This window comes from Chitinimonas prasina (genome assembly GCF_030160395.1).
Classification (GTDB): Bacteria; Pseudomonadota; Gammaproteobacteria; order Burkholderiales; family Chitinimonadaceae; genus Chitinimonas; species Chitinimonas prasina.
The window spans coordinates 91,430-116,209 of sequence record NZ_BSOG01000001.1; the positions used below are offsets into that span (position 1 = coordinate 91,430).

At 61.1% G+C, this 24,780-nt stretch carries 30 protein-coding genes and 1 tRNA gene; 21 read left to right on the forward strand and 10 right to left on the reverse strand.

Features of this window, described 5'->3' with window-relative positions; genetic code table 11:
* Nucleotides 1-61 precede the first annotated feature (61 nt).
* The 6 genes from erpA to rplM all read right to left on the reverse strand — a co-directional run bounded on the left by erpA (nucleotide 62) and on the right by rplM (nucleotide 3,930).
* Complete coding sequence (erpA, locus tag QQK16_RS00480; RefSeq protein ID WP_284194464.1) at nucleotides 62-412, reverse strand: iron-sulfur cluster insertion protein ErpA; 351 nt, start codon at nucleotides 410-412, stop codon at nucleotides 62-64.
* A gap of 320 nt (nucleotides 413-732) precedes the next feature.
* Nucleotides 733-1,149 carry a bactofilin family protein gene (locus QQK16_RS00485; protein ID WP_284194465.1) on the reverse strand — a complete coding sequence of 139 codons (417 nt, stop codon included), beginning with the start codon at nucleotides 1,147-1,149 and terminating at the stop codon, nucleotides 733-735.
* A gap of 4 nt (nucleotides 1,150-1,153) precedes the next feature.
* Nucleotides 1,154-1,876 (reverse strand): DUF6776 family protein, encoded by a 723-nt coding sequence (locus tag QQK16_RS00490; protein ID WP_284194466.1) that lies wholly within the window; start codon nucleotides 1,874-1,876, stop codon nucleotides 1,154-1,156.
* A gap of 8 nt (nucleotides 1,877-1,884) precedes the next feature.
* Nucleotides 1,885-2,913, reverse strand: coding sequence for an N-acetyl-gamma-glutamyl-phosphate reductase (gene argC / locus QQK16_RS00495; RefSeq protein ID WP_284194467.1), 1,029 nt, complete (start codon nucleotides 2,911-2,913; stop codon nucleotides 1,885-1,887).
* Nucleotides 2,914-3,082: 169 nt separating this feature from the next.
* Complete coding sequence (gene rpsI, locus QQK16_RS00500; RefSeq protein ID WP_284194468.1) at nucleotides 3,083-3,475, reverse strand: 30S ribosomal protein S9; 393 nt, start codon at nucleotides 3,473-3,475, stop codon at nucleotides 3,083-3,085.
* A gap of 26 nt (nucleotides 3,476-3,501) precedes the next feature.
* On the reverse strand, nucleotides 3,502-3,930 hold the full coding sequence (rplM, locus tag QQK16_RS00505) for a 50S ribosomal protein L13 (RefSeq protein ID WP_284194469.1): 429 nt from the start codon (nucleotides 3,928-3,930) through the stop codon (nucleotides 3,502-3,504).
* A 547-nt stretch (nucleotides 3,931-4,477) separates the two neighbouring features.
* Here rplM and QQK16_RS00510 point away from each other — a divergent pair.
* A complete protein-coding gene (locus QQK16_RS00510; RefSeq protein ID WP_284194470.1) occupies nucleotides 4,478-4,894 on the forward strand; it encodes an OsmC family protein in 417 nt (138 codons plus the stop codon).
* Here QQK16_RS00510 and QQK16_RS00515 read toward each other — a convergent pair.
* Both QQK16_RS00515 and coq7 read right to left on the reverse strand, forming a co-directional pair.
* Nucleotides 4,891-6,171, reverse strand: a complete 1,281-nt coding sequence (locus tag QQK16_RS00515; RefSeq protein ID WP_284194471.1) for an MFS transporter — start codon at nucleotides 6,169-6,171, stop codon at nucleotides 4,891-4,893. The genes QQK16_RS00510 and QQK16_RS00515 overlap by 4 nt on opposite strands.
* A gap of 114 nt (nucleotides 6,172-6,285) precedes the next feature.
* Nucleotides 6,286-6,903, reverse strand: a complete 618-nt coding sequence (gene coq7, locus QQK16_RS00520; protein WP_284194472.1) for a 2-polyprenyl-3-methyl-6-methoxy-1,4-benzoquinone monooxygenase — start codon at nucleotides 6,901-6,903, stop codon at nucleotides 6,286-6,288.
* Nucleotides 6,904-7,164: 261 nt separating this feature from the next.
* Here coq7 and QQK16_RS00525 point away from each other — a divergent pair, with 261 nt between their 5' ends.
* From QQK16_RS00525 to QQK16_RS00575, 11 genes are all read left to right on the forward strand, one after another.
* Nucleotides 7,165-7,797, forward strand: coding sequence for a peptidylprolyl isomerase (locus tag QQK16_RS00525; RefSeq protein ID WP_284194473.1), 633 nt, complete (start codon nucleotides 7,165-7,167; stop codon nucleotides 7,795-7,797).
* 22 nt (nucleotides 7,798-7,819) lie between these two features.
* The gene (locus QQK16_RS00530) at nucleotides 7,820-8,314 is read left to right on the forward strand and encodes a peptidylprolyl isomerase (protein ID WP_284194474.1); all 495 of its coding nucleotides are present in this window, start codon (nucleotides 7,820-7,822) and stop codon (nucleotides 8,312-8,314) included.
* Nucleotides 8,315-8,381: 67 nt separating this feature from the next.
* Entirely contained in the window at nucleotides 8,382-9,131 is a 750-nt protein-coding gene (locus QQK16_RS00535; RefSeq protein WP_284194475.1) for a UDP-2,3-diacylglucosamine diphosphatase, read from the forward strand.
* A gap of 131 nt (nucleotides 9,132-9,262) precedes the next feature.
* A complete protein-coding gene (locus QQK16_RS00540; RefSeq protein WP_284194476.1) occupies nucleotides 9,263-9,751 on the forward strand; it encodes a hypothetical protein in 489 nt (162 codons plus the stop codon).
* Between the two features lie 171 nt (nucleotides 9,752-9,922).
* Nucleotides 9,923-11,371 carry an FAD-linked oxidase C-terminal domain-containing protein gene (locus QQK16_RS00545; protein WP_284194477.1) on the forward strand — a complete coding sequence of 483 codons (1,449 nt, stop codon included), beginning with the start codon at nucleotides 9,923-9,925 and terminating at the stop codon, nucleotides 11,369-11,371.
* Nucleotides 11,371-12,414: a glycolate oxidase subunit GlcE gene (gene glcE, locus QQK16_RS00550; protein WP_284194478.1), complete on the forward strand. Its 1,044-nt coding sequence runs from the start codon at nucleotides 11,371-11,373 to the stop codon at nucleotides 12,412-12,414. Before QQK16_RS00545 ends, glcE begins: the two co-directional genes overlap by 1 nt.
* The gene (gene glcF, locus QQK16_RS00555; protein ID WP_284194479.1) at nucleotides 12,414-13,628 is read left to right on the forward strand and encodes a glycolate oxidase subunit GlcF; all 1,215 of its coding nucleotides are present in this window, start codon (nucleotides 12,414-12,416) and stop codon (nucleotides 13,626-13,628) included. The genes glcE and glcF overlap by 1 nt, the downstream gene beginning before the upstream one ends.
* A gap of 108 nt (nucleotides 13,629-13,736) precedes the next feature.
* Nucleotides 13,737-14,510: a heme ABC transporter ATP-binding protein gene (locus QQK16_RS00560; RefSeq protein WP_284194480.1), complete on the forward strand. Its 774-nt coding sequence runs from the start codon at nucleotides 13,737-13,739 to the stop codon at nucleotides 14,508-14,510.
* Between the two features lie 6 nt (nucleotides 14,511-14,516).
* Nucleotides 14,517-14,774 (forward strand): hypothetical protein, encoded by a 258-nt coding sequence (locus QQK16_RS00565; protein ID WP_284194481.1) that lies wholly within the window; start codon nucleotides 14,517-14,519, stop codon nucleotides 14,772-14,774.
* A complete protein-coding gene (locus QQK16_RS00570) occupies nucleotides 14,764-15,429 on the forward strand; it encodes a glutathione S-transferase (protein WP_308446966.1) in 666 nt (221 codons plus the stop codon). Before QQK16_RS00565 ends, QQK16_RS00570 begins: the two co-directional genes overlap by 11 nt.
* 173 nt (nucleotides 15,430-15,602) lie before the next feature.
* Nucleotides 15,603-17,864, forward strand: a complete 2,262-nt coding sequence (locus QQK16_RS00575; RefSeq protein WP_284194482.1) for an arginine/lysine/ornithine decarboxylase — start codon at nucleotides 15,603-15,605, stop codon at nucleotides 17,862-17,864.
* A 95-nt stretch (nucleotides 17,865-17,959) separates the two neighbouring features.
* Here the strand turns inward: QQK16_RS00575 and lptM are convergent, their stop codons facing one another.
* Entirely contained in the window at nucleotides 17,960-18,106 is a 147-nt protein-coding gene (gene lptM / locus QQK16_RS21265) for an LPS translocon maturation chaperone LptM (RefSeq protein WP_368860118.1), read from the reverse strand.
* Nucleotides 18,107-18,132: 26 nt separating this feature from the next.
* On the opposite strand from lptM, the gene cyaY reads away from it, so the two are divergent.
* From cyaY to QQK16_RS00600, 5 genes are all read left to right on the forward strand, one after another.
* The gene (gene cyaY, locus QQK16_RS00580; RefSeq protein WP_284194483.1) at nucleotides 18,133-18,444 is read left to right on the forward strand and encodes an iron donor protein CyaY; all 312 of its coding nucleotides are present in this window, start codon (nucleotides 18,133-18,135) and stop codon (nucleotides 18,442-18,444) included.
* Nucleotides 18,445-18,885 (forward strand): YqaA family protein, encoded by a 441-nt coding sequence (locus tag QQK16_RS00585; RefSeq protein ID WP_284194484.1) that lies wholly within the window; start codon nucleotides 18,445-18,447, stop codon nucleotides 18,883-18,885.
* Nucleotides 18,886-19,309: 424 nt separating this feature from the next.
* On the forward strand, nucleotides 19,310-20,227 hold the full coding sequence (locus QQK16_RS00590) for a porin (RefSeq protein WP_284194485.1): 918 nt from the start codon (nucleotides 19,310-19,312) through the stop codon (nucleotides 20,225-20,227).
* Nucleotides 20,228-20,359: 132 nt separating this feature from the next.
* On the forward strand, nucleotides 20,360-20,812 hold the full coding sequence (gene mscL, locus QQK16_RS00595; protein ID WP_284194486.1) for a large conductance mechanosensitive channel protein MscL: 453 nt from the start codon (nucleotides 20,360-20,362) through the stop codon (nucleotides 20,810-20,812).
* Nucleotides 20,813-20,818: 6 nt separating this feature from the next.
* Nucleotides 20,819-21,529, forward strand: coding sequence for a peptidase E (locus tag QQK16_RS00600; protein ID WP_284194487.1), 711 nt, complete (start codon nucleotides 20,819-20,821; stop codon nucleotides 21,527-21,529).
* Nucleotides 21,530-21,587: 58 nt separating this feature from the next.
* On the opposite strand, the gene QQK16_RS00605 is transcribed toward QQK16_RS00600, so the two are convergent.
* Nucleotides 21,588-21,664: transfer RNA gene (locus QQK16_RS00605), tRNA-Arg, on the reverse strand.
* 224 nt (nucleotides 21,665-21,888) lie between these two features.
* On the opposite strand from QQK16_RS00605, the gene QQK16_RS00610 reads away from it, so the two are divergent.
* The 4 genes from QQK16_RS00610 to QQK16_RS00625 all read left to right on the forward strand — a co-directional run bounded on the left by QQK16_RS00610 (nucleotide 21,889) and on the right by QQK16_RS00625 (nucleotide 24,756).
* A complete protein-coding gene (locus tag QQK16_RS00610) occupies nucleotides 21,889-22,656 on the forward strand; it encodes a c-type cytochrome (RefSeq protein ID WP_284194488.1) in 768 nt (255 codons plus the stop codon).
* Between the two features lie 171 nt (nucleotides 22,657-22,827).
* Nucleotides 22,828-23,076, forward strand: coding sequence for a YfhL family 4Fe-4S dicluster ferredoxin (locus QQK16_RS00615; RefSeq protein WP_284194489.1), 249 nt, complete (start codon nucleotides 22,828-22,830; stop codon nucleotides 23,074-23,076).
* Between the two features lie 128 nt (nucleotides 23,077-23,204).
* Nucleotides 23,205-23,963: a hypothetical protein gene (locus QQK16_RS00620; RefSeq protein WP_284194490.1), complete on the forward strand. Its 759-nt coding sequence runs from the start codon at nucleotides 23,205-23,207 to the stop codon at nucleotides 23,961-23,963.
* A 28-nt stretch (nucleotides 23,964-23,991) separates the two neighbouring features.
* Nucleotides 23,992-24,756: a hypothetical protein gene (locus tag QQK16_RS00625; protein WP_284194491.1), complete on the forward strand. Its 765-nt coding sequence runs from the start codon at nucleotides 23,992-23,994 to the stop codon at nucleotides 24,754-24,756.
* The last annotated feature ends 24 nt before the right edge of the window (nucleotides 24,757-24,780 follow it).

The following is a 24,780-nucleotide window of genomic DNA, read 5'->3' on the forward strand; positions in this document are numbered from 1 at the left end:
AAGTACACACCCAAGCAAAACGCCCCGCATGCGGGGCGTTTTGCTTGTCCTGCCGGCTTGATCAGGCCGAGAAAGACGAGCCGCAGCCACAGGTGGACGAGGCATTCGGGTTCTTGATGGTGAACTGCGAACCTTCGATGCTTTCCACATAGTCGATCTCAGCGCCGACCAGATACTGGTAGCTCATCGGATCAATCAACAGCGTCACGCCATTCTTGGTGTAGGCCGAGTCGTCCTCATTGGCGATCTCGTCAAAAGTGAAGCCGTACTGGAAGCCCGAACAACCGCCGCCTGTTACAAACACGCGCAGCTTCAGGTCGGGGTTGCCTTCTTCGGCAATCAGGTCGGCCACCTTGGCGGCAGCGTTGTCGGTAAAGACAAAGGGGGTGGCAATCTCTGCGGGTGCATTCATGATGGTACTCCAGACGATTCAATTATTTAGCCGCGATTATCCGCGCTTCTGGCCCGCTTGTTAACCCTTGCTACATCATGGTCTTAACTGCGTTGCCGTCATGCTGGCCCCCCTACCGCCGGGGCACCGCCAGAAACGCCATCTCCTATCCATACCCGACACCGGCACCTAAGCCGCATCGCCCATCAAGTATAGGCACGTGCAGGTGGCTCGAAAGCCGGTTGTCGCGGCAGGCAATGGCTACCCACCTTGGTGGTACGGACAGTGACGTTTCCGGGAGCACGTGCAAGCGTGCTCTCTACACACCCCTTTAGATGGGGTCAATCCATCACAGTTTCAACTGGCGAGGACAGCATGGCCACCGGCTGGTCCTTGCCTGCCAGATGTATCAACTGACCGGACACCACTGCACCCGGGTGCATTTCCAGCGTCTGGTAGTAGACATCGCCCACCACCCGGCACTTGGACTGCAGCTCAAGATAGTGGGCGGCATAGATAGGCCCCTCTACCGTACCGTTGAGCACCAGATGCCCTACTCGCACCGTACCCTTGACCCTGGCCTTCTCACTCACCACCAGGGTGCTTTGCTTGTCGTTGGCCGCAGCGGTCACATCACCGTGCACTTCGCCATCTACCCGCAAGCCGCCGGAGAATGTCATATTGCCGTCGATCCGGGTCTCCAGGCCTATCAGGCTGTCGATACGGTTGGTGGCTTTCTGCTTGTTGTTACCGAACACGGCTCTATCCTTTCACATCATAGCTGCGAGAGAGTTTGACGCGGTTGTCACCCACCGCGTACACACGCATTTCCACCTGCTTGAGCTTGGCATCGACCCCAAGGTCGGTTTCCTTCTCCAGCCGGGTATAGCGCGAAACATTCAATGGTATACGGCGCTCAGGCCAGGTCATGGTAACGCGCCGGCCGGCGCGCTCCACCACCAGTTGAAAATCCACCTCACCCTTGAAGGGCTCTTGGCTGGATTGGCCCTGTACCAAGATGGCCCGCAGGCGGTACTGTCCCGGTGTCAGCGCCTCTACCCTGAGCTGATCTATGGCCAGCGCCGGGGCGCGGTCTGTCTTGGTCAACAGCGATTCGTAGAAAGCGATCTGCTCACGCAGCCCGCTATTGTCATTCTGCAACTGGCCCAACTGGCGCGACAAGGTCTCGCGCGTCGCCATTTCCAACCGCAGTTGTTGCTCCAGCGCCATCAGCTTTTGCCGGTTGGCCTGTAGCTCAGCCTGCAAGCGATCGCTTTGCTGCGACGCGCCTTGCACCGCCAGCAAGGCACTGGGGTCGCGGCGCCCCTCCTGCTCGCCATAGCGATACACAGCTATTCCCATGCCCGCCAACATGCAGACCAGCACAATAGCCAAGCCGAACTGGGCATACCAGGGTAAATGCCGCTTGACGGCCAGTTTGGCGGTAGCCAGGTGATTACCGCGACGTTTCCAGCGACCTATCATGCTACGGCCTAGGGTAGCAAGGGGACGACATCAAGCCCCTGACCTTCGGGCAAACCGAACATCAGGTTCATATTCTGTACTGCCTGGCCGGCAGCTCCCTTGACCAGGTTGTCGATCACCGACAACACGACGACCGTATCGCCGCCCTGGGGACGGTAGACCGCCATGCGGCAGGTGTTGGCGCCACGCACCGAGCGGGTTTCCGGCGTACTGCCGGCCGGCATCACATCGACAAAACGCTCGCCGGCATAGCGCTGCTGGTACAGCGCCTGTACATCGATATCGCGGGTCAGGCGGGCATACAAGGTGGCATGTATGCCCCGTATCATGGGCGTCAGATGGGGTACGAAAGTCAGGCCCACCGGGCCGCCTGCGGCACGCGCCAAGCCCTGCTTGATCTCAGGCAGATGGCGATGGCCACCTACGCCATAGGCCTTGAAGTTATCGCCGGCCTCGCACATCAGCGTGTGCACCTCAGCCTTGCGGCCTGCGCCTGAAACACCCGACTTGCTGTCGGCAATCAGGCTGGTCACATCCACCGCACCCGCTTCGATCAGGGGTAAGAACCCCAGCTGCACCGCCGTGGGATAGCAACCCGGATTGGCCACCAGGCGCGCCTGGCGTATCTGTTCGCGGTTGATTTCGGGCAGGCCATAAACGGCCTCACCCACCAAGGCTGGTGACGCATGGCTCATGCCATACCATTTTTCCCATTCGGCCACGTCCTTGATGCGGAAATCCGCCGCCAGGTCGATGACCTTGACGCCAGCAGCCAGCAAGGCCTCTGCCTCCCCCATTGCGATGCCGTTGGGCGTCGCAAAGAAGACCACATCGCACTGGTCCAGGCTGGCATCGGCAGGTGTGGAGAAAGCGATGTCTACATGGCCGCGCAGGCTGGGATACATCTCAGCCACCGGCATGCCGGCTTCCTTGCGCGACGTGATCGCCTGCAACTGCACACCGTCGTGACGAGCCAACAGCCGCATCAACTCTACACCGGTGTAACCTGTCCCACCCACTATGCCCACTTTGATCATGCTTGTATCCAATGCCACTTAGAAACCAGGGAAGCGCGATCATACAACGATTCCGCAATATGCCGGATAGATACGATAGCCAAAGAAAAAGCCGCCAGTGAACCTGGCGGCTTTTTCCCGGCTTGCGCCGGCGTACTCGAACGAATCTTCGCGTCGAATCGCGTACAGCTTAGCGCTTCGAGAACTGCTTGGCGCGGCGGGCCTTACGCAGACCGACCTTCTTACGTTCAACTTCACGTGCATCACGGGTCACCAGACCAGCCTTCGACAGCGTGGGCTTCAGCGCAGCGTCGAATTCGATCAGGGCGCGGGTGATGCCATGGCGCAGGGCGCCGGCTTGGCCGGTTTCGCCACCACCAACAACGTTCACCAGGATGTCGAAAGCTTCCAGGTTCTCGGTCAGCACCAGCGGCTGACGAACGACCATGCGGCCGGTCTCACGCGAGAAATACTGATCCAGCGGCTTGCCGTTGACGACGATCTTGCCGGTGCCCTTGGCCAGGAACACGCGAGCAACCGAGCTCTTGCGACGGCCAGTGCCGTAGTAGTACTTACCAACCATTTTGTCAGTCCTTGTATCTGATTAAGTTAGATCTCGAGGACTTTAGGCTGTTGCGCAACGTGCGGGTGCTCTGCGCTAGCGTAGACCTTGAGCTTCTTGATCATGGCGTAGCCGAGCGGACCCTTGGGCAGCATGCCCTTCACGGCCTTCTCGAGCACGCGCTCGGGGAAACGTTCCTGCATTTCGGTGAAGGAACGCTCGTAAATGCCGCCCGGGTAGCCCGAGTGACGGAAGTAGGTTTTCTGCTGTGCCTTGTCGCCGGTCACGCGCAGTTTGCCAGCGTTGACGACGACAATGAAGTCACCGGTATCAACGTGGGGGGTATAGATAGCTTTGTGCTTGCCACGCAGGCGGTGAGCGATTTCAGCGGCGAGACGACCGAGTACTTTGTCGGTGGCGTCGACCACGAACCAGTCACGCTGTACCTCATGCGGCTTGGCGGAGAAGGTTTTCATACGGCTCTTCCAGATTCGTTCGATTTACGGAAAGTCGCGCATTCTATGTGATAAAACAAAGCGCTGTCAAACCGAACACAGATGATAGTTGGGGCCTGCGCCACACATTGCAGCCACGCCCGGCGAAACGCGGCTGATAGCTTGATATACAGGCTCTTGCCGCCATCTACTGCCATTCCCACACGGTGCTTGCCCAAGCCGTACATGTTACCAGCAGGGGCAAAAAAAAGCGCAAGCCAGTTGGGCTTGCGCGCTAATTCCACCAAAGAAGGAGGATGGAGGAGACAACATCAAAGCACACACATTGCGTGTACAGCCTCAATGCAGTTCGAATACTACGTGAAGCTTACTTTTTATGCAAGTCGTTTTTTGTGCGGTGCGCCATAAATCAAGCAATTAGAAATAAAGTTACAAAGAAAAATTAGAGGAAATGCACTAATTCCGCACTTTTGCTACGCTTCTGTAACTCCAGAGACCGCAACACCCCTGGTCCGCTTGCGCATCGCGTCAAAAAGACCCCCAAACTACCGCTAACAAGGAACAGTCCATGCAAGCCCGCATCAAGTGGATAGAGAACGTCAGCTTTCTGGCTCAAAGCGAATCAGGTCATTCCGTGCTGATGGATGGCGCCCCTGCCGCTGGCGGCAAGAACCTGGGCTTTCGGCCCATGGAGATGGTGCTGATGGGCACAGGCGGCTGCACGGCCTTCGATGTGATCACCATCCTGAAAAAAAGCCGGGCCGACGTGGTGGATTGCGAGGTGGAACTGCAGGCAGAGCGGGCAGACACCGAACCTAAGGTCTTCACCCGCATCCATATGCACTTCATCGTCAAGGGCCGCGCCCTCAAGGCAGACCAGGTCAAGCGCGCCATCGACCTGTCAGCCGAGAAGTATTGCTCTGCCTCCATCATGCTGGGCAAGACTGCCGAGATCACCCACGACTTCGAGATAGTTGAAGTCTAATGCCCACCCTGGGTGGGCGCCTCCTCAGTCCGCTTGGGCAGCACCAGCAGCAAGCGGGCCGGCGACCGGTACAGGGCATGCCAGGCCAGTACCAGACCCATGGCGGCGATCACGTAGATAGCACCACGCAAACCCAGCGCAGTAGCCAGCATCCCGCCTGCCAATGCCCCCAGGGGCGCGGGCGCCACCGTGACAAAGCGCATGGTGGCAATCATGCGCCCCAGCAGGGCATCGGGTGTCACGGCGGCACGGGCAGCCAGATAGTTGATGGAAAACAAGGTCGCACCGAAGGCAAATAGCGCCTGGCACAGGCTGAACCACAGCATGGCCGGCCCCCAGCCTTGCACGATCAGGGCGAAACCCAGCCAGGCCAGGGCGGTGGCGGCAAAGCCCATGCCTACCGTCGGGCCTATGCCAAAGCGCCTGCCCAGTCTGTCCGCCAACAAGGCGGCCGCCAAACTCCCCAGGCCACCCAGCATGTAGCTGACGCCCATATCACCGGCATCCAACCCCAGATTGCGGGTGGCAAACAGCACCAGCACGGCACCCAGCATATGGTTCAGCAACTGCCATAAGGTTGTCTGTATGGCAAAGGCGCGAAGCACCGGCGTGTGCCTGACCAGATCGATACCCGCCTTGATCTCCTGCCACACTGACGTATTGCCTGCCGAGACAGGCGCCTGTTCAGGCGTTTTGACCGTTCGCAGTACTAAGGCAGAGATGACGAAACTGCCGGCCGTAAACAGGATGGCGAACGGCGCCGTCAGCCACTGTATCAGTAGGCCCGCCAGGCCCGGTGCGGTCAGCTGCGCGGTGGATGATGTCGCGGTGAACTTGCTGTGTGCCTCCACCAGCCTGTCCTTGCCAACCAGCATGGCGACATAGCTCTGATGGGCCGACCCACCTATCACCTCGGCCGTCATGCAGAGAAAGCCCACCACCCATAGCACCGGCATGGAGAGCCAACCACCCCAGGCCGCCAGCGGCACAATTAGCAAGGCCACTGCGCATAGGGCATCGCGCCCCAGCATCAGCGGCATCCGGCGCACCCGGTCTATCAGCACCCCGCCGTGCAGGCTGAACAAGGCGAAGGGCAGCACCTCGATGGCCATCAACACCCCCATTTCCATGGGTGTGGCATGTAACAGCACGGCGGCAGTCAATGGCAAAGCCAGCCGGGATATATAGGAGCCGAAGTCCGAGATACCTTGAGCCAGCCATAGCCGCACAAAATCGCGATGCCGCCATAGTCCATCAAAACGAATGGGGAATATCATAAAAATCTTATTCTTATAACCAAGATAACCCGGGGCAAGGCCTCTGCCCCGCATGGCATGTCTATTAATTCTGCCGGGGTTCAGACCGGGTCGGCAGCGGAAACAGGCGGGGGATCAGACCCGATAGGACAAGCTGGTCATCACCCGAGACATGGCTCGCATGGCCGCCTTGGCCGGTGGTGGTAGCTCGGCCGCGCCCAGCGCCACCGCCATCTCGGCGTGCGCGGTCTCGTCGGCATGCATCTGGCTGACTATGGCACGGCTGCGCTCATCAGCCTGGGGCAGGCTGCCCAGGTGGCTGGCCAGATGCTCACCCACCTGACGTTCCGTTTCAGCCAGAAAACCCAGGTTCCAGCGATCGCCCACCAGCCCGGCCGCCACCCCCATGGCCAAGGAGCCGGCATACCACAGCGGGTTCAGCACGCTCTGGCGCCCACCCAACTCTGCGATGCGCTGCTCGGTCCACGCCAGGTGCTCGACTTCCTCATGGGCGGCCTGGCGTAATGCCTCACGGGCCTTGGGATCGCGCGCAGTCAGTGCCTGACCCTGGTAGAGCGCCTGCGCACAGACCTCGCCACAATGATTGACGCGCATCAGGCCTGCCGCATGACGCTTGTCCTCGGCGCTCAGCTGGGCTTCGGCAATTTTTGCATCAGGATGCGGACGCAGACTGGCCGCCGGTGCGAACACGGTGCGCAGGGCGCGATCGAATTCGGTAATCAGCTTGTCCATGGTCTACTCCCGCTAATGGCTTAAGGCCGGCAATTCTAGGGCCTGGCATGATTTATTTCATCAATATCGTGATCCTCGAGCGCCTCCCAGCCAGCACCAGCATCGATATAACCAGCCTTGCCTGGTAGCGACAGATAGCACAGCCCGCCACCTGCTGAGAGCAGCCGGCTGGGTGTGCTACCATTCCGGACTACATTCGCAGCGCACTGGGTTTGTCCGGCCGCTGCCATCAACTCACCCTTCTTCCGAGATACCGTATCCATGAAGAAACTATTGCTCGCATTCGCACTTGTATTGGCTGCTCCCGCCGCCTTGGCGGCCAACCCGCTGGTGCGCTTCACCACCAACCAGGGTGATATCGATGTAGAGCTGTTCCAGGATAAAGCCCCTAAGTCGGTGGCCAACTTCCTGGCCTACGTCAAGAAAGGCCACTACAACGGCACGATCTTCCATCGCGTGATTCCTGGCTTCGTGGTTCAGGGCGGTGGCTTCACCCCAGACATGCGGGAAAAGCCCACCGGCAAGCCTATCGAGAATGAAGCCAAGAACGGCCTCTCCAATGCCATCGGCACGCTAGCCATGGCACGTACCATGGACCCGCACTCAGCCAGCGCCCAGTTCTATGTCAACGTCGGCGAGAATGTCCAGCTCGACTACCGCGAAGAATCCCCTCGCGGATGGGGCTATGCCGTGTTCGGCAAAGTGATCGCCGGCATGGATGTTGTCGAAAAGATTGCTGCCGAGCCGACCAGCATGATCAACGGCATGCGCGACGTACCGGTCAAACCCATCATCGTCAAGTCTGCCAAGCAGATACCCGATACCCGTGTCGCCAAACCGGCTCCGGCAGTGCCCCCGGCACCCACGCCCGCCGCCGACCCGGCCAAGCAGTAAACACTCCTGAAAGGACACCGCCATGCGCGTCAATCTGCACACCAACCACGGCCTCATTGGCATCGAACTCGATGAAGCCAAGGCCCCCAAGACCGTTGCCAACTTCGTCGAGTACGTGAAGTCCGGCCACTACGACGGAACCATCTTCCACCGCGTTATCAATGACTTCATGATACAGGGCGGTGGGTTCGAGGCTGGCCTGAAGCAAAAGCCCACGCGCGAGCAAATCGAGAACGAGGCAGCCAATGGCCTGAAGAACGACAAGTACACCGTGGCCATGGCCCGTACGCCCGATCCGCACTCGGCCAGTGCCCAGTTCTTCATTAACGTCAGCAATAACAACTTCCTCAACTACACCTCGCCCACCGCGCAAGGCTTTGGCTACTGCGTGTTCGGCAAAGTAGTGGAAGGCGCCGATGTCGTTGACGCCATCAAGGCGGTCAAGACAGGCAACAAGAGCATGTACCAGGATGTGCCCGTCGAAGACGTGGTCATCGAAAAGGCCGAGCTGGCCTGATACGGCCGGCACTTTTTGCCAGAATACGGCGCGGACGCTTCCGCGCCGTTTTACGTTGCCCGCCCGAATGAATCCGCCACCCTTGCTGTTTGCCTCCGATCTGCACCTGTCCGATAGCGACCCGGCTACCGAAGCCGCCTTCATGTCCTTTCTGGCAGGCCCGGCGCGACAGGCGCAAGCGCTTTACCTGCTGGGGGATATCTTCGAGTATTGGGCCGGCGATGACGACGACGACCCCCTCAACCAGCGCATCGCCACCGCCCTGCATGCGGTGAGCCAGGCTGGGGTGGCTGTCCATCTCATGCATGGCAACCGTGATTTCCTGCTGGGCGAACAATACGCCAAGGCGGCCGGTGCGATTTTGCTGGCCGACCCCACGCTGATTACGGCATTTGGCCGGCCTTGGTTGCTCAGCCACGGCGATGCCCTATGCACCGATGACCTACCCTACCAGCAGTTCCGCGCCCTGGTTCGTCAACCTGCCTGGCAAGCCGCCTTCCTGGCCCGCACGCTGGCCGAACGCAAGGCTGAGATCAGCCGCATACGGGCAGCCAGCCAGTTGGCCAAGCAGCAAAAGGCCAGCGACATCATGGATGTGAACGACTTTGCCGTTGCGGCCCTGCTGGCCAAATACCCTGGCGCCCATCTGCTGCATGGCCATACCCACCGTCCTGCCCGGCACCAGCATGAGGTGCAGCATGGCCTTCGGCAACGCTGGGTGTTGCCAGATTGGTACGCTGGCAAAGGGGGCTATCTGCGGCTCGATATGGCCGGCCCAACCCTGGTCGGCATCAATCAGGACGCGACCTGGGCCTGATTGCCGGCACCACACTACCGCACACGCCACCCACCGAGCCGATTGACTTCCTGCTCAGGCGGCATAGACTCAGCACATTATTGCAGCGCAACATCCGTCCACAAGACTGAATTATCAGGATTTATCTCCCTATGAACGCGCCAACCGCTGCCTGGGCCCTACCCCGCCTGGAGCAACAATTCGAGTTCCTTAACGAAGGTGCCGACATTGCCAATCGCAATTTCGAACGCCTGCTGAGTACCCAGTTCGACGGTTGCCGGGACTGGATGCGTGCCATCAACACCTCGCAAGAACCCGCACGGCAACTGGAGCAGCACCTGGATCAAAGCCTGCACCTGAGCTGCGCCCTGTTCGTAGCACAGGTATCGGCCCTGACCGACGCCATGCAGTTGGTAGAACGCAACTGGGCCGAGCAACAGCGCGCCCTGCTGGTCAGCCTGGGCACGCAACCCGAAGCCGTCAATGCCCCACTTAAGAAGGCAGTCTGCGTCAGCAGCTGCGCTTTCGACTCCATGTCCAAGGCCACCCGCCAGGTAGCCAACTTTGCCAGCAACCGCTTTGCCGCCGCCGCAGTCAGCGCCTTCCAGCAAGCGCGCGACAAGATGGCCGAGTCCAGCTAAGCGCTACCCTGCGCAAACCGATCAAGCCACGGCATGCCGTGGCTTTTTCATGGCCTGAAGCCGCCCAAAAACAGTTAAGACCTTGATTACACAGATCGGTGCGGGTATTCCCTATTGGTAGCCGGGCGTGTAGCGCTCTTAAATGAGAGCACTACGACAGTCAGGCCCCCCATGTCCGAGGCATTCCTCAGCGCATTGCGTCATACCCTCCCCGCCGAAGCGCTGGTCCTGGATGTTGAACGCCTGCGCGCATTCGAATGCGATGCCCTGTCGGCCTACCGCGCCTTGCCAATGGCTGTCGCTCTGCCTGGCAGCGAAGAAGATGTCATTGCCGTTCTGCAACTGGCCCACGCCCACCGCATACCGGTAGTCGCCCGCGGTGCCGGCACGGGCTTGTCAGGCGGCGCCACGCCGACGGCTGGCTGCCTGCTACTGGGCATGTCGCGCATGCGCCGTCTGCTTTACCTGGATCCCCTGGCCCGCTATGCGCGGGTACAGCCCGGTGTACGCAACCAAGCCATCTCCGAAGCGGCCGGCCACTATGGCCTGTACTACGCACCAGACCCCTCCAGCCAGATTGCCTGCACCATCGGTGGCAATGTGGCGGAGAACGCTGGCGGCATTCATTGCCTCAAGTACGGCCTGACCGTGCACAACCTGCTGGGGCTGCGCGCCGTCACCATGGAGGGCGAGTTGCTGGAGCTGGGAGGCACCCTGGATTGCAACGGCTACGACCTGCTCGCCTTGCTGACCGGCAGCGAGGGACTATTGGCGGTGGTGACCGAGGTGACAGTCCGCCTACTACCCAAGCCGCAACTGGCCCGCGTCATTCTGGCCAGCTTCGCCGAGGTGGGCCATGCAGCCGATGCCGTGGCCCAGCTGGTTGGCAGCGGCGCCACGCCCGCCGCGCTGGAAATGATGGATGGCGCCACGGTAAGGGCCGTGGAGGACTTTCTCCATGCCGGCTACCCCACCGATGTCGCCGCCCTCCTGCTGTGCGAGGCCGATGGCACGCCAGAGGAAGTAGAGGCGGATATCGTCCAGATGAGCCGTGTCCTGCGCGCAGCAGGTGCCTGCGAGCTACGGGTCTCAGACTCGGAGGCGGAACGGCAACAGCTCTGGGCAGGCCGCAAGGCCGCCTTTCCGGCGGCCGCCAAACTGGCGCCCGATTATTACTGCATGGATGGCAGCATTCCCCGCGCCGCAGTCGGGCGGGTACTGGCGGGTATCACGAGCTTGAGCGCGCAATATGGGTTGGCCTGCATCAATGTCTTCCATGCCGGCGATGGCAATCTCCACCCCTTGATCCTGTTCGATGCCAACCGAGCCGGGGAGTTGGCCAGGGCCGAGCAGTTCGGCACCGATATTGCGGCCCTGTGTGTCAGCGAAGGTGGCGCCATCACAGGCGAGCACGGTGTCGGCATAGAGAAGCTGGACGGCATGTGCGCCCAGTTCAACGCTGCCGAACTGGGTCAATTCAGCGCCATCAAGGCTGCCTTCGATCCCCTGGGCCTGCTCAATCCCGGCAAGCTGATCCCCACGCTGCATCGCTGTGCCGAGTATGGCCGCATGCATGTGCACCGGGGCCAGCTTCCCCACCCCGAACTCCCCCGCTTCTGATGCTGACCGATCTACAGGCGCAACTGCGCCAAGCCCACGCCATGTCCGTACCCGTGCGCATTGTCGGTGCCGGTAGCAAACAGGGCTGGCATGCCCCCCAGCAAGGCGAGGCCCTCCATGTGGGCAGCCATGTAGGCATCATCGACTACGCACCGGCAGAGCGGGTCATCAGCGCCCGTGCCGGTACACGGCTGGCCGAAATACAGGCGGTACTGGCAAGCCAAGGACAGATGCTGGCCGCCGAACCGCCGGATTTCGGTGGCCATGCCACCCTGGGCGGCGCGCTGGCCACCGGCTGGAGCGGCCCACGCCGGCCTTGGGCCGGTGCCATGCGCGACCAGCTACTGGGGGTGGAGATACTCAATGGTCAGGGTGAGTTGATGCGCTTTGGCGGTCGAGTAATGAAAAACGTCGCCGGCTTTGACCTGACCCGTTTGATGGTAGGCGCCAACGGTACGCTAGGGCTCATCACCGAAGCCCATCTCAAGGTACTCCCCCTGCCCGAAGTCGAGACCGTGCGGGTATTCGAGCTGCCGCAAGCCGACGCCATCGCGTTGGCCAATCGGCTCTGTGCGGCGCCCTGGCCGCTGTCCGGGGCGGCCTGGCAAGGCGGCCTGCTGCGGATACGGCTATCCGGCAATGCCGCCGCCGTGGCGACGGCACAGCAGCAACTGGGGGGCGAGCCTGACGTCGAACGCCATTGGTTTGCCCGACTGCAAGCCATGCAGCTGGATAGCTTTGCACCGCCCGGTGCCGAGCAGGGCCTTTGGCGCTTGTCCTTACCGCAGACCTGCCCACCGCTGCTGGCGGACTACCCCCAGCTGATCGACTGGGCTGGCGGCCGACGCTGGCTCAGCGCACCCTTGGACGCCGCCCATGCCATCAACACCAGCGCTCGCAGTGCCGGGGGGCACGCGCTGCTGCAACGCAGCCAGGCTGGCTGGCCAACAGCGCCACGCAATCCCACCTTGCTTGCGCTGGAGGCTCGCATCCGCCGCGCGCTCGACCCCCGGCAAATATTGAATCGCAGGCAGGGGGATTGATGCAGACCCAGCTCACCGCACACTACATCAGCACCACCGAGGGGCAGGAAGCCGATGCCATCCTGCGACGCTGCGTGCATTGTGGCTTTTGCCTGGCCACCTGCCCGACCTACCAACTGAGCGGCAACGAGCTGGACAGCCCACGCGGCCGCATCTACCTGATCAAGCAACTGCTGGAGGGGCAGCCTGCCAGCCGCAGCACCCAACAACACCTGGATCGCTGCCTAAGCTGCCGCGCCTGCGAAACCACCTGTCCATCGGGGGTGGCGTACCACCGGCTGGCGGACATAGGCCGGCATGCCCTTGAGGCACAGCTGGGGCGGCCTCTGCTGGAGGGCTTCAAGCGCAGCTTGCTCAAGCGGGTGCTGCGCAACCGCCCCTTGTTTGGCGGTCTGGTCATGCTGGGGCGGCTGAGCCGACCACTGCTGCCCAAGCGCCTGGCCAGCATTCCCCGGCTGGGCGACACCCGCCGTCCCCGCCCCCAAGCCGGCAGGCCACGCTGGCTTATGCTGGAGGGATGCGTGCAACCCGCCCTGGCACCCGCCATCAATGCCGCTGCGGCGCGGGTATTGGCAGCCTGCGGTATCGACCTGCAGGCACTATCGGGCTGCTGTGGGGCGCTGGCCTGGCATCTGAATGATGCCGCCGACGGCCTGGCCGACATGCGGCGTATGGTGGCCCAAGCAGACCATGCCCTGGCCCAGGGCGCGGCGGGCGTCGTCTATACCGCCAGTGGCTGTGGCGCCAGTGTCGTGGAGTATGGTCAGTTGCTGGCGGGCGACATAGCGCATGCCGCTGCCGCAGCGCGGGTTTCGGCCAGCGCGCTGGATATCTCCGACCTGGTGTTACAGCATCTCGACCAATTGCTACCGCAACTCCACCCCCCCGCCGACCCCAGGTTGGTGTTCCACGCCCCTTGCAGCCTGCAGCACGGTCTTCGCAAGAAAACATCGCTAGAGGCCATGCTGGTTCGGCTGGGCTATGTGCTGCTGCCGGTAGCCGATGCCCACCTGTGCTGCGGCTCTGCCGGCAGCTATTCGATATTGCAGGCAGATATCGCCAGCCAGTTGCGCAGCGACAAGCTGGCCAAACTGCAAGCCGGCCAGCCCAACCAGATAGCCACGGCCAATATCGGCTGCCAGACGCACCTGCAAGCCGGTACCCGCACCCCCATACGGCACTGGATAGAGCTGATCGCTGAGCGACTGAGCTGATACCCCGGGGCTGACCGTCTGGAGGCCGCGGCTTGCCGCGCCCCCACCCCACCTATACAGTAAAAGCAACCTGATTCGAATTGCTGGCAAGGGCGCCAGCCGCCCGCCATGCTCATCCTCTCCCAACTCAGCCTCGAACGCGATGGCCGCCAAGTGCTGGAAAAAGTCAGTGCCACGGCCCCACTTGGCCAGCTGACTGCGCTGCTAGGCCCCAATGGCGCCGGTAAGTCCAGCCTGCTGGCAGTGGCGGCTGGCGAGCTGACACCGACATCTGGGAGCTGCGAGTTCGATGGACTGCCGCTGTTCCGCACCCACGCCAGCACCCTGTCGCGCCGTCGCGCCCTGCTGCCACAGTCAAGTACGCTGGAGTTCGATTTCAGTGTCCGCGAAGTGGCAAGGCTGGGTAGTACGCCCTTCCCCGACATCCCCGTCGCCGAACTGGAAGGACTGATAGACAGCGTGCTGCGGCTTACCGATGCAGATGCCCTGGCAGAACGCCGCTACGTGCACCTGTCGGGCGGAGAGCGGCAACGGGTACAGCTTGCACGCGTCCTGGTGCAAGCCTGTGCCGCCGCCGCCCAAGGCCCTGCCTTGCTGTTGCTGGACGAGCCTACCGCCAGCCTGGATCCTCGCCACCAGCACACACTGCTGGCCGGCCTGCATGAACTGGCACGCAAGCTGCCCCTGGCCGTGGTTGCCAGCCTGCACGATGTCAACCTGGCCCTGCATTACGCCGACCAGGCCTGGCTGCTGCAGGAAGGCCGCCTGATCACAGCCGGGCCGCCATTGCAAGCGCTTACGCCAGAGCGGCTCACCCTGGTCTTCCAGCTACCTGCCCAAGCCATGGCGGGGCGTATCTGGTTCGGCCTGCCACCGGGATAATCGGCCATGTCATTGCCAGTCACGTCGCTACTCGCTTCGTCGTTTTTTCGCGACGTACCTGCGCATAGTCATGGGTGGAAAACCACAAATACGGCAGAAATTCGAAACAGGATTGCGCAGCGCAGCATAAGCAGTAAAAATCGTCTCGACCTCATCGGCCCCGATCATCTCGTCACGGCCGCCATCATGGTCCACGCCTGCGGCGCGGTGCGATCCACCAACACCGCCGGCGTTACGACTCCACTGCGTTGCAATGAAGCATGACCCGGCCCACCTACAGGCCTTCAACCCATTCGACTGGTTTCACACCATGAAGCTGATTGCCTCGCTCACCAGCCCTTTTGCTCGCAAGGTACGCATCGTCCTGCAGGAAAAACGCATCGAGTGCCCGCTGACGGTGGATATTCCCTGGGATGCCAACACCCAGGTACCCAACGTCAACCCGCTGGGCAAGGTGCCTGTGCTGGTGCTGGATGACGGCTCCAGCTTGTACGACTCACGGGTCATCGTGGACTACCTGGACCATGTGTCACCGGTGTCGCGACTGATACCCAGCGATTATCGCCAGGCTATCCAGGTCAAGCGCTGGGAGGCACTGGCTGATGGCATCTGCGACGCCGCCGCCGCCATCTTCCTGGAACGCAAACGGCCCGCCCGGCAGCAGAGTGAGGACTGGATCAATCGCCAGCAGCTCAAGCTGGCGCGCGGCTTGGCCGCCCTGTCAGAAGACCTGGGCGAACGGCCCTGGTGCAACGGCGAGAGCTACACGCTGGCGGATATTGCCGTCGGTGTCTGCCTGGGCTACCTGGATCTGCGCTTTGCCGACATCGCCTGGCGCGAATCCTATGCCAACCTGGCCAGGCTGGCCGACAAGTTGGCCCAGCGGCCGGCTTTTGCCGACACGGTTCCGCCGGCCTGACGAATGCTTGAAACTGCCATACCCATGACGGGCGTCAAGGCTTAGAATCTGCCTTGCACCCAACAGGGCCGTATCCAGCCGGATACGGCCTTGCGCTTTTCCTGGCGATGCGTCACAAGCGCGTCGTGATTGAATGACAAGCTACGGCCATGGCCGTACCGGAGTACTCCCCGATGAAATTCCGCTTTCCCGTCGTCATCATCGACGAAGACTTCCGCGCCGAGAACTCCAGCGGCTTCGGCATCCGTGCATTGGCCAGCGCCATCGAAGCCGAAGGTTTCGAGGTCATGGGCGCCACCAGCTATGGCGACCTTACCGGCTTTGCCCAGCAGCAAAGCCGCGCCTCGTGCTTCATCCTGTCCATAGACGATGAGGAATTCATCGGCGGCGAAGTCGGTGAGGAAACCGCCGCCATCAAGAACCTGCGTGCCTTCGTGGAAGAGATACGCTTCAAGAACGCCGATATCCCCATCTTTCTGTATGGCGAAACCCGAACCAGCCGGCACATCCCCAACGATGTCCTGCGGGAACTGCATGGCTTCATCCATATGTTCGAGGACACGCCAGAGTTCGTGGCACGCAGCATAGTGCGCGAGGCCAAGACCTACCTCGACTCGCTGGCCCCACCGTTCTTCCGCGCGCTGCTGCATTACGCCCAGGATGGCTCCTACAGCTGGCATTGTCCCGGTCACTCCGGCGGCGTGGCCTTCCTCAAGAGCCCGGTGGGCCAGATGTTCCACCAGTTCTTCGGTGAAAACATGCTGCGCGCCGATGTCTGCAACTCGGTCGATGAGTTGGGCCAGCTACTCGACCATACCGGGCCGGTAGCCGCCAGCGAGCGCAATGCCGCCCGTATCTTTGGTTCCGATCATCTGTTCTTCGTCACCAACGGCACCTCTACCTCCAACAAGATGGTCTGGCACGCCACGGTGGCACCGGGCGACATCGTGGTGGTGGATCGGAACTGCCACAAGTCCATCCTCCACTCCATCATGATGTGCGGCGCCATCCCGGTATTCCTGATGCCGACCCGCAATCACTTCGGCATCATCGGCCCCATCCCGCTGTCCGAATTCCAGCCCGAGACCATACAGAAGAAGATTGAGGCCAACCCGTTTGCCCGAGAGGCGCTGGCCAAGCGTCCGGACAACAAGCCGCGCATCCTGACCATCACCCAATCCACCTACGATGGCGTGCTCTACAACGTCGAAATGATCAAGGATGTGCTGGGCGAAACCATAGACACCCTGCACTTCGACGAGGCCTGGCTACCCCACGCCGCCTTCCACGAGTTCTACCGCAATATGCACGCCATCGGCCGCGATCGCCCCCGCTCCAAGGACGCCATGGTGTTTGCCACCCAGTCCACCCACAAATTGCTGGCAGGCCTGAGCCAGGCCTCGCAAATCCTGGTGCAGGAGTCCGAGACCCGCCAGTTGGATAGGCATCGCTTCAATGAAGCCTATCTGATGCACACCTCCACTTCGCCGCAGTATTCCATCATCGCCAGCTGCGATGTAGCCGCCGCCATGATGGAAGCACCCGGTGGCACCGCCCTGGTCGAGGAATCCATCGCCGAGGCACTGGATTTCCGCCGCGCCATGCGCAAGGTCGATGCCGAGTACGGCGAGAGCTGGTGGTTCAAGGTCTGGGGGCCGGAATACCTGGCAGACGAAGGCGTAGGCACCCGCGAGGACTGGGTATTGAAGGCTGACGAGCGCTGGCACGGCTTTGGCGCCCTGGCTGATGGCTTCAACATGCTGGATCCGATCAAGGCCACCATCATTACCCCCGGCCTGGATGTAGGCGGCGACTTTGCCGATAGCGGCATCCCCGCGGCCATCGTCACCAAGTACCTGTCCGAGCATGGCGTGATCGTGGAGAAGACCGGCCTTTACAGCTTCTTCATCATGTTTACCATCGGCATCACCAAGGGCCGCTGGAACACCCTGGTCACCGCGCTACAGCAGTTCAAGGACGATTACGACAAGAACCAGCCGCTCTGGCGTGCGCTGCCCGAATTTGTAGGCAAACACCCGCGCTACGAACGTGTGGGCCTGCGCGATCTGTGCCAGCAGATTCATGAGGTGTACCGTGATAACGACGTGGCACGCCTCACCACCGAGATGTACCTGAGCGATATGGTGCCGGCGCTCAAGCCTTCCAAGGCCTTCAGCAAGATGGCCCATCGGGAGATCGAGCGGGTATCGCTGGATGCGCTGGAAGGCCGTATCACCGCCATTCTGCTGACACCCTACCCTCCGGGCATCCCCTTGCTGATCCCTGGCGAGCGCTTCAACAAGACCATCGTTGACTACCTGCGTTTCGCCCGCGCCTTCAATGAGCGCTTCCCTGGCTTCGAGACCGACATCCATGGCCTGATCAAGGACGAGGTCAGCGGCGAGTACTATGTGGACTGCGTCATTGACGAGTAAGCCCGGCGCAAGGTAGGCGTCAGCATCTAGCAATTGCCAAAACAAACGCCGCATCCCGGGATGCGGCGTTTTTCATGCTGCACCAGGCAGAATGGTCATGGCGCTTTCGGCTGGGTCGCCTGCGAAGAATCCGGCAGGAACAAGGGGCCCTTGTAGCCGCAGGCAGTCAGCAAACAGGTGGCAGCAATCAGGCAGGACAAGAGGAGGCGCATGGCAGCATAGGTAGGGGGTAAAATAGCCATACTAACAACGCAAACCGGGCAAGCCAATGAACGAGAGTGAATTTCTCAACGCCAGCGACCAGATATTCGACCGGATAGAAAACGGCCTGGACGATGGCGAGTTCGATGTGGATCTCAACCGCAATGGCAATGTGCTGGAGATCGAATTCGATGATGGCGCCAAGATTGTGGTCAACCGCCACTCGGCCAATCAGGAAATCTGGCTGGCGGCCCGTTCCGGTGGCTTTCATTACCGCTATCAGGACGGCCACTGGCGCAGCACCCGTGATGAGGGGGAGCTGTTCACCCAATTGGCCGACATGGTAATGGCTCATGCCGCGCGCAGGCCGCAATTCTAGGTGCTGGACTGGTTAAATCCCCTGCCGGCCAGCTACGGCCTGGCCGGTATCTTTATATCAGCCCTGCTGTCGGCCACCTTGCTGCCCGGCAATTCCGAACTGGCGCTGCTGCTCTGGTTGCAAGCCAGGCCCGACACCGCCTGGAGCGCCCTGGCCGTGGCATCACTGGGGAATACCCTGGGGAGCCTGACCAGCTTCTGGCTGGGCCTGCGACTATCCTACAAGGGTAGTGATGCATTGACCGCCAAATTGTCGCCTCGCGCCCTGTGCTGGCTACAGCACCATGGCAGCACCACTCTGTTGCTAGCCTGGCTACCCCTAATAGGCGACGCACTCTGCCTGGCAGCTGGCTGGCTGCGTCTTCCACCGCTGCGCAGCGCTCTTTGCATTCTGTTAGGCAAGACTCTGCGTTATCTGCTGATCGTTCTACCCTTCATATAAAGCCCAGCCAAAATGCGTTGTTCGCGATACCCGTATTGCTTAGTAAATTATAAGTCCATGGGCTAGCCAAGCGGGCCGATGGCAGCGCAAAGCTGTTCAATTTTTAAGCAATTCCTCTAACCGCGAGTGCCACAGCCTTATGCTGGACGCAAATCCCGCAGACAGGATTTCCCCAATAGCCAGGTTTTGTGTTGCATTGCCGCAACCTAGGGATAATTCACAACATCACCAACAAACCCATATAAATCAATACATTAAATGTTGCGCATCATCAAACAGCGATAAACCCTTTCTGGCAGCATTGATAGCACCGCATTGCTTACACAAGTGCGTGCCGCCTATCATTCGCCCGTAATGTATTCGCTTCGCAAGTAGCGAGCATCTTTTGCAACACCGTTTTTCCAACCTTGATAAGGAAGACGCAATGAACAAGAAATTCATCGCTCTGGCCGTTGCCGCTGCTGTGGCCGCCCCTGCAGCCCTGGCTGCCGACAACGAAGTGGTTCTGTATGGTCAAGTCAACCTGGGCCTGAACATCACCACCGCTGGTACCGACCAACTGAAGGTCTCCAACATTTCCTCGCGCATCGGCTTCAAGGGTCAAGAAGACCTGGGCGGCGGCATGAAGGCCTTCTTCAAAGTCGAAACCGGCATCGGCCCGGACAGCGCCCCCGCCAGCAGCTTCGGTTCGCGCGAAGCTTGGGTTGGCCTGAAGGGTGACTTCGGCAGCGTGGGTCTGGGTCGCGGCAAGACCCCCTACACCCTGGCTACCGAAGAACTGGATCCTTTCTACTTCAATGAGTCGCTGGGTCTGACCAACACTTCGATGAGCAACTACCGCGCCAACAACTCGATCCGTTACGACGGCGAGTTTGGTCCGGTCAGCGTTGCCGTGAACAACAGCTTTGGTGAAGACAAGACTGCTGGCAAGAACGCCTCGAACGAAATCAGCGCCTCGGTGAAGTTCTCCGGCCAAGGTTTTGCAGTGTTCGGTGCTGTGAACAGCAACAAGCCCGGCGGCGCCAAGGCCAACGACGCTTACCTGGTCGGTGCCTCCGCCAACATTGGCGATCTGAACCTGGGCGGTGCCGTGCAACACACCGACGACGCTGCTGGCAAGAACGACGACGTTCTGCTGCTGGTCGGCTACACCATGGGCAATGCTTCGGTCCAACTGGGCGGCATCGTTTATGACGAAGATCGCAAGACCAAGGATCAAGTGACCGCTGGCTTCTACTACAGCCTGTCCAAGCGCACCACCATCCTGACCGAATACACCAGCAACTATGTTGGCGTAAAGAACGACAACAGCTTCATCGTTGGCTTGGCACACTCGTTCTAAGCACTCACGTGCTGGCATGAGCAAACAGGCAGCCTCAGGCTGCCTGTTTTCTTTTCAGCCGCCTTACCCACGGCGCATGACGCAAGAACAATGCCTCGCCTAGGGTAAACGCTTCATCACCGAGGGATTACCATGCTTAAGGAATTCAAGGAATTTGCCATGCGTGGCAATGTCGTCGACTTGGCCGTTGGCGTCATTATCGGCGGCGCCTTTGGCAAAATCGTCGATTCGCTGGTCAAAGACGTGATCATGCCCCCTATAGGCTATGTGCTGGGGAATGTCGATTTCTCCAACCTGTTCATCCTGCTGAAAGAGGGCACCAAGGCCGCCGGTCCATATGAGTCGCTCAAGGCCGCGCAGGATGCCGGTGCAGTGACCATCAACCTGGGCGTCTTCTTCAACGCAGTCATCAGCTTCACCATCGTCGCCTTTGCTGTCTTCCTGCTGATACGCACCCTCAATAAGCTCAAGCGCGAAGAGATACCCGCACCCGCAGAGGTCAGCAGCAAGGAATGCAGCTACTGCTACAGCGCCATTCCACTCAAAGCAACGCGCTGCCCCTGCTGCACCTCGCAACTGGGTTGATGCCGGATGGCAAGGCAGTTGATCGTGCTGGGCGGCGGTGGTTTTTCCATGGAGCCTTCCCCGCTACTGGATAAGTACTTCCTGGCGGCCGCCGGCAAGACATCGCCGCGCATCTGCTTTCTGCCCACGGCCAGTGGCGATGCCGACAGCTACCAGCTGAAGTTCTATCGCGCCCATGCTGGCTACCCCTGCGTCGCCAGCCACCTGTCCCTGTTCCAGCCCCACACGGCAGACCTGCAGGGCTTTCTGCTTGCGCAGGATGCCATCTTCGTAGGTGGCGGCAATACGCTATCCATGCTGGCCCTATGGCGCACCTGGGGAGTGGATATCCTGCTGCGGCGCGCCTATGAGCAAGGCACGGTCATAGGTGGGATCAGCGCTGGCATGATCTGCTGGTTCCAGCAGGGGCTGACAGACTCTATCCCCGGCCCGCTGACTGCGCTGCAAGGCCTGGGCTGGTTACCGGGTGGCGCCTGTCCGCATTACGATGGCGAGGCCTTGCGTCGTCCTACCCTGCAGGACAAGGTAGCCAGCGGCAGCATGCCGGACAGCTGGGCAGCCGATGACGGTGCCGCGCTGCACTTCATTGACGAGCAATTTCACGCGGCCGTGTCATCACGCCCCTTGGCACGAGCATGGCATCTGCAGCGGCAAGCCGATGGCAGCCTGCAAGAGATCGCCCTGCCCACTCGCTACCTGGGGGACATGCAGCCCTAGAATAGGGGGTGCAGAAAACAGAAAAGCCAGCATTTAGCTGGCTTTTTGCTGTATCTGTTGGCGCGCCCGCCTGGGATCGAACCAGGGACCTTCAGCTTCGGAAACTGACACTCTATCCAACTGAGCTACGGACGCACGCTGAGAGGCCGGCAAGAATAGCGGTTTTGGCGCCCAACGTCCAGCCGACAGAAGTGGGTACAGTGTATTTTTTCCCGCGCTAATCTCTGCCAGAGCGCAGCACTGCTGTGGCATGCCGCCGACGATGCAGCGCCAGGATTGGTGAGCGGCCACAATCCCCGCTATAATCGCGGGGTTTTTCCCGTACTGGTTTAATACAGCGCATAAAAAAGGATGGCAGCATGAGCGAAGCGCACGCCGGAGAAAATTTCTCGGCAAAGTCCCTGATCATCATTGTCCTGCTGTCGATTGTCGGCCTGGTCTTGTTCCTGGTCCTGATCGCCAAGCTGGCCAACAGTGGCATGCAGGTTGATGCTGGCGGTCCGACCATGACCAACGAAGCGGTGATCGCACGCATACAGCCTGTCGGTGTTGCCAAACTGGACGAATCCGGCCCACCCGGCAGCCGTAACGGCAAAGCGGTATATGAGAATGTGTGCCTGTCCTGCCACGGTGCAGGTTTGGCTGGTGCCCCCAAGTTTGCCGATACCGCCGCCTGGGCGCCACGTATCGCCCAAGGTTTTGCCAAGCTGGTCGAGCATGCCAACAAGGGCCTGGGCGCCATGCCTGCCAAGGGCGGCGCGGCCGACCTGACCGATGATGAAGTTGCGCGCGCTGTTGCCTATATGGGCAATGCCGCTGGCGGCAAGTTCACTGAACCCCCGATTGCTGGCGCAGGCGCCGTGGCGGCGGGCGGCAAGGTAGACCCCGCCACCAAGGGCAAGGAAATCTATGCCAGCGTTTGCATGGCCTGCCATGATGCTGGTGTTGCAGGTGCACCCAAGATCGGCGACAAGGCCGCCTGGGCGCCCCGCTTGAAGGATGGCACCGAAGCCGCCATCAAGATTGCGACTGCGGGCAAGGGCGCCATGCCCGCCAAGGGTGGCTATAGTGGTTCCGATGAGGAATTCCACGCGGCGGCCGAGTACCTGATCAACGCGTCCAAGTAAGCAAGGACGTTGTGCACAGAGCGGCGCACCTGCAGGTGCGCCGCTTTGCATTTGCCGACTCGATACATAACCGACTGTCGGCCAGGAATTTACTTAAAGAAACAGGCTCTAATGTCTGTCATGGGGGCAGTGATACAATCCGCCCCCGACTGCCCTAGCCGAGACCCTACCATGGCACTGATGATTACCGATGAATGCATCAACTGCGATGTATGCGAGCCGGAATGCCCCAACCATGCCATTTCGCAAGGGGCGGAGATCTATGAGATCAACCCTGACCTGTGCACAGAATGTGTGGGGCATTTCAACGAGCCGCAGTGCCAGCAGGTCTGCCCGGTAGACTGCATCCCGCTGGACCCTGACCGCAAAGAAAGCCAGGAAGCGCTGCAGCAGAAGTACCTGCTGATCACCCAGGCCTGATTTCCAACAGGGTAGCGCCAGGGGCCATGCTGCCCCACTGGATACCGAACTTGATACAGCCCCTAGGGGCTGTAACGCATTGATGGCCCAAGGTTTGCTTCCTGTATAGGAAAATACAGGAGGAAATCATGGTCAGTCCTATAGTAGGCCACTTTGCTAACCAACCGCCTGCCAACCGACCACCTGTCGCCCCGCTAGCGCAGCACCAAGGCTTTGCCGGCGAGCTGGCGGGCCAACTTGCCACCCAGGCCAGCAGGCTGGGCAGTCTCAGCCTGCCCGACCCAGCCCAAGCTGCGGCCGACCTGACTGCCACCCTGCCCGCCAAGCTGCGCCAGTACGGTATACGGGTGCCGCCCGACCTCCGGATGGAAGGCGGCGCCAAAGGCATAGTGCTGCGCGATGATCATCGCGCAGCAGCATTCCACGCCATGCTGGAGGCTGAGCCCCAACTGGCCAATCAAATCAGCCTGGTGCTGTCGGGCGCGGAAGTCGCCCGTGCCGGAGCCCTTGCCGCCGCAGCCCAGCATTTCACGGACAACGCCAAGGATCCGCGCCATGCCAAGGCTGTTGTCGAGCGCTACCGCCGCGATCATCCAGCCCCGCCCCTGTCGGTCAGCTACAACGGTTTCAAGGTCGAGACCGCCGAGCTAGGTCCGGAAGGCTGGCGCCCCGTCAAGACCGAAGCCGAGTTTGCCTGGGAACTGGCCGAGGCCGCCCAGCGCTATGCCAAGGATGAAGAAGCCTTGTTCAATAGCCTGATGGCTGCGGTCTCCAGCAAAGCCGGTACTTCCGCCACCGCTACCGACGACCAAGCGAGCGAAGACACGCCAGACTCAGATGGCCATAGCCTAGTGCCCATCCAATCCAGCAGCGCGGCAGCACCATGACCTTGCGGCACTTGTGTGAGCTGACCTAATGCAGCCGCCCTATATCCACCCTGTTGCCAACTCGCCCGGCGCAGACAAGCACCAGCCCTACCCCCTGCTCAGTCGCGAACCCGCACCAGGATTTGAGACCTGGTTGGGCCAGGCCATGGCAGCCCATCCAGCCGTGCCGGACCCTGCCTTGCAGCATGGCCCCGCCGACTATGGGCTTTGGGGTGTGTCACCCGACAGTGACGGGCGTCTTAACCTTGACGAGGTCGCTGCCAATCTGCGTGCCACCCTGCCTGCACTGGCCGGCAACCTCGGCAAGGTTTGCCGCAATAGCGGCATCGGCCTACCGCCCCCGCTCCGCCTGCTGGCCGGCATTGCCACCCAGCCCAGCCTGCCATTCGATCGGCGTGAGACCGCCATACAGCAATTATTCGATGACTGGCCCGCCCTGGCGCACCAGTACCGCCGACTGGCTGCAGGCTTTGGCTTTATCCGCTGCAGCGATGCCCTGCGGGCCTATCAGCGCGTCATTGGACGGCTGGGGCCAGGCCGGCTGGCACATGGCCTGGCTCCCCAGGGCGATGCCCACGCTACACCGCAGCTGGCCCTGGTTTTCGATGGCAACCGCATCTGGCCGGAAGAAGCGCAGGGGGAACGCTGGCGCCCCCTAGCCGGGCTGGAGCAGCTGACACGTGAACTACTTGAGGGAGCCAGCCCAGCCACTTTGAGGGAACCCCAGCGCCCGCTAAACCAGGTACTGGACCCCGCCGACGCACTGCTCCGGGCGGCCCGCCAACGCAGCTGACTGTCAGAGCCTGGCATGCACGCA

What these genes read in the sequence shown, in the direction of transcription:
- erpA (WP_284194464.1), bottom strand. Translation starts at nt 412, where the DNA reads ATGAATGCACCCGCAGAGATTGCCACCCCCTTTGTCTTTACCGACAAC.
- QQK16_RS00490 (WP_284194466.1), bottom strand. Translation starts at nt 1,876, where the DNA reads ATGATAGGTCGCTGGAAACGTCGCGGTAATCACCTGGCTACCGCCAAA.
- argC (WP_284194467.1), bottom strand. Translation starts at nt 2,913, where the DNA reads ATGATCAAAGTGGGCATAGTGGGTGGGACAGGTTACACCGGTGTAGAG.
- rpsI (WP_284194468.1), bottom strand. Translation starts at nt 3,475, where the DNA reads ATGGTTGGTAAGTACTACTACGGCACTGGCCGTCGCAAGAGCTCGGTT.
- rplM (WP_284194469.1), bottom strand. Translation starts at nt 3,930, where the DNA reads ATGAAAACCTTCTCCGCCAAGCCGCATGAGGTACAGCGTGACTGGTTC.
- QQK16_RS00510 (WP_284194470.1), top strand. Translation starts at nt 4,478, where the DNA reads ATGCAAGCCCGCATCAAGTGGATAGAGAACGTCAGCTTTCTGGCTCAA.
- QQK16_RS00515 (WP_284194471.1), bottom strand. Translation starts at nt 6,171, where the DNA reads ATGATATTCCCCATTCGTTTTGATGGACTATGGCGGCATCGCGATTTT.
- coq7 (WP_284194472.1), bottom strand. Translation starts at nt 6,903, where the DNA reads ATGGACAAGCTGATTACCGAATTCGATCGCGCCCTGCGCACCGTGTTC.
- QQK16_RS00525 (WP_284194473.1), top strand. Translation starts at nt 7,165, where the DNA reads ATGAAGAAACTATTGCTCGCATTCGCACTTGTATTGGCTGCTCCCGCC.
- QQK16_RS00530 (WP_284194474.1), top strand. Translation starts at nt 7,820, where the DNA reads ATGCGCGTCAATCTGCACACCAACCACGGCCTCATTGGCATCGAACTC.
- QQK16_RS00535 (WP_284194475.1), top strand. Translation starts at nt 8,382, where the DNA reads ATGAATCCGCCACCCTTGCTGTTTGCCTCCGATCTGCACCTGTCCGAT.
- QQK16_RS00540 (WP_284194476.1), top strand. Translation starts at nt 9,263, where the DNA reads ATGAACGCGCCAACCGCTGCCTGGGCCCTACCCCGCCTGGAGCAACAA.
- QQK16_RS00545 (WP_284194477.1), top strand. Translation starts at nt 9,923, where the DNA reads ATGTCCGAGGCATTCCTCAGCGCATTGCGTCATACCCTCCCCGCCGAA.
- glcE (WP_284194478.1), top strand. Translation starts at nt 11,371, where the DNA reads ATGCTGACCGATCTACAGGCGCAACTGCGCCAAGCCCACGCCATGTCC.
- glcF (WP_284194479.1), top strand. Translation starts at nt 12,414, where the DNA reads ATGCAGACCCAGCTCACCGCACACTACATCAGCACCACCGAGGGGCAG.
- QQK16_RS00560 (WP_284194480.1), top strand. Translation starts at nt 13,737, where the DNA reads ATGCTCATCCTCTCCCAACTCAGCCTCGAACGCGATGGCCGCCAAGTG.
- QQK16_RS00565 (WP_284194481.1), top strand. Translation starts at nt 14,517, where the DNA reads ATGTCATTGCCAGTCACGTCGCTACTCGCTTCGTCGTTTTTTCGCGAC.
- QQK16_RS00570 (WP_308446966.1), top strand. Translation starts at nt 14,764, where the DNA reads ATGAAGCATGACCCGGCCCACCTACAGGCCTTCAACCCATTCGACTGG.
- QQK16_RS00575 (WP_284194482.1), top strand. Translation starts at nt 15,603, where the DNA reads ATGAAATTCCGCTTTCCCGTCGTCATCATCGACGAAGACTTCCGCGCC.
- lptM (WP_368860118.1), bottom strand. Translation starts at nt 18,106, where the DNA reads ATGGCTATTTTACCCCCTACCTATGCTGCCATGCGCCTCCTCTTGTCC.
- cyaY (WP_284194483.1), top strand. Translation starts at nt 18,133, where the DNA reads ATGAACGAGAGTGAATTTCTCAACGCCAGCGACCAGATATTCGACCGG.
- QQK16_RS00590 (WP_284194485.1), top strand. Translation starts at nt 19,310, where the DNA reads ATGAACAAGAAATTCATCGCTCTGGCCGTTGCCGCTGCTGTGGCCGCC.
- mscL (WP_284194486.1), top strand. Translation starts at nt 20,360, where the DNA reads ATGCTTAAGGAATTCAAGGAATTTGCCATGCGTGGCAATGTCGTCGAC.
- QQK16_RS00600 (WP_284194487.1), top strand. Translation starts at nt 20,819, where the DNA reads ATGGCAAGGCAGTTGATCGTGCTGGGCGGCGGTGGTTTTTCCATGGAG.
- QQK16_RS00610 (WP_284194488.1), top strand. Translation starts at nt 21,889, where the DNA reads ATGAGCGAAGCGCACGCCGGAGAAAATTTCTCGGCAAAGTCCCTGATC.
- QQK16_RS00615 (WP_284194489.1), top strand. Translation starts at nt 22,828, where the DNA reads ATGGCACTGATGATTACCGATGAATGCATCAACTGCGATGTATGCGAG.
- QQK16_RS00620 (WP_284194490.1), top strand. Translation starts at nt 23,205, where the DNA reads ATGGTCAGTCCTATAGTAGGCCACTTTGCTAACCAACCGCCTGCCAAC.
- QQK16_RS00625 (WP_284194491.1), top strand. Translation starts at nt 23,992, where the DNA reads ATGCAGCCGCCCTATATCCACCCTGTTGCCAACTCGCCCGGCGCAGAC.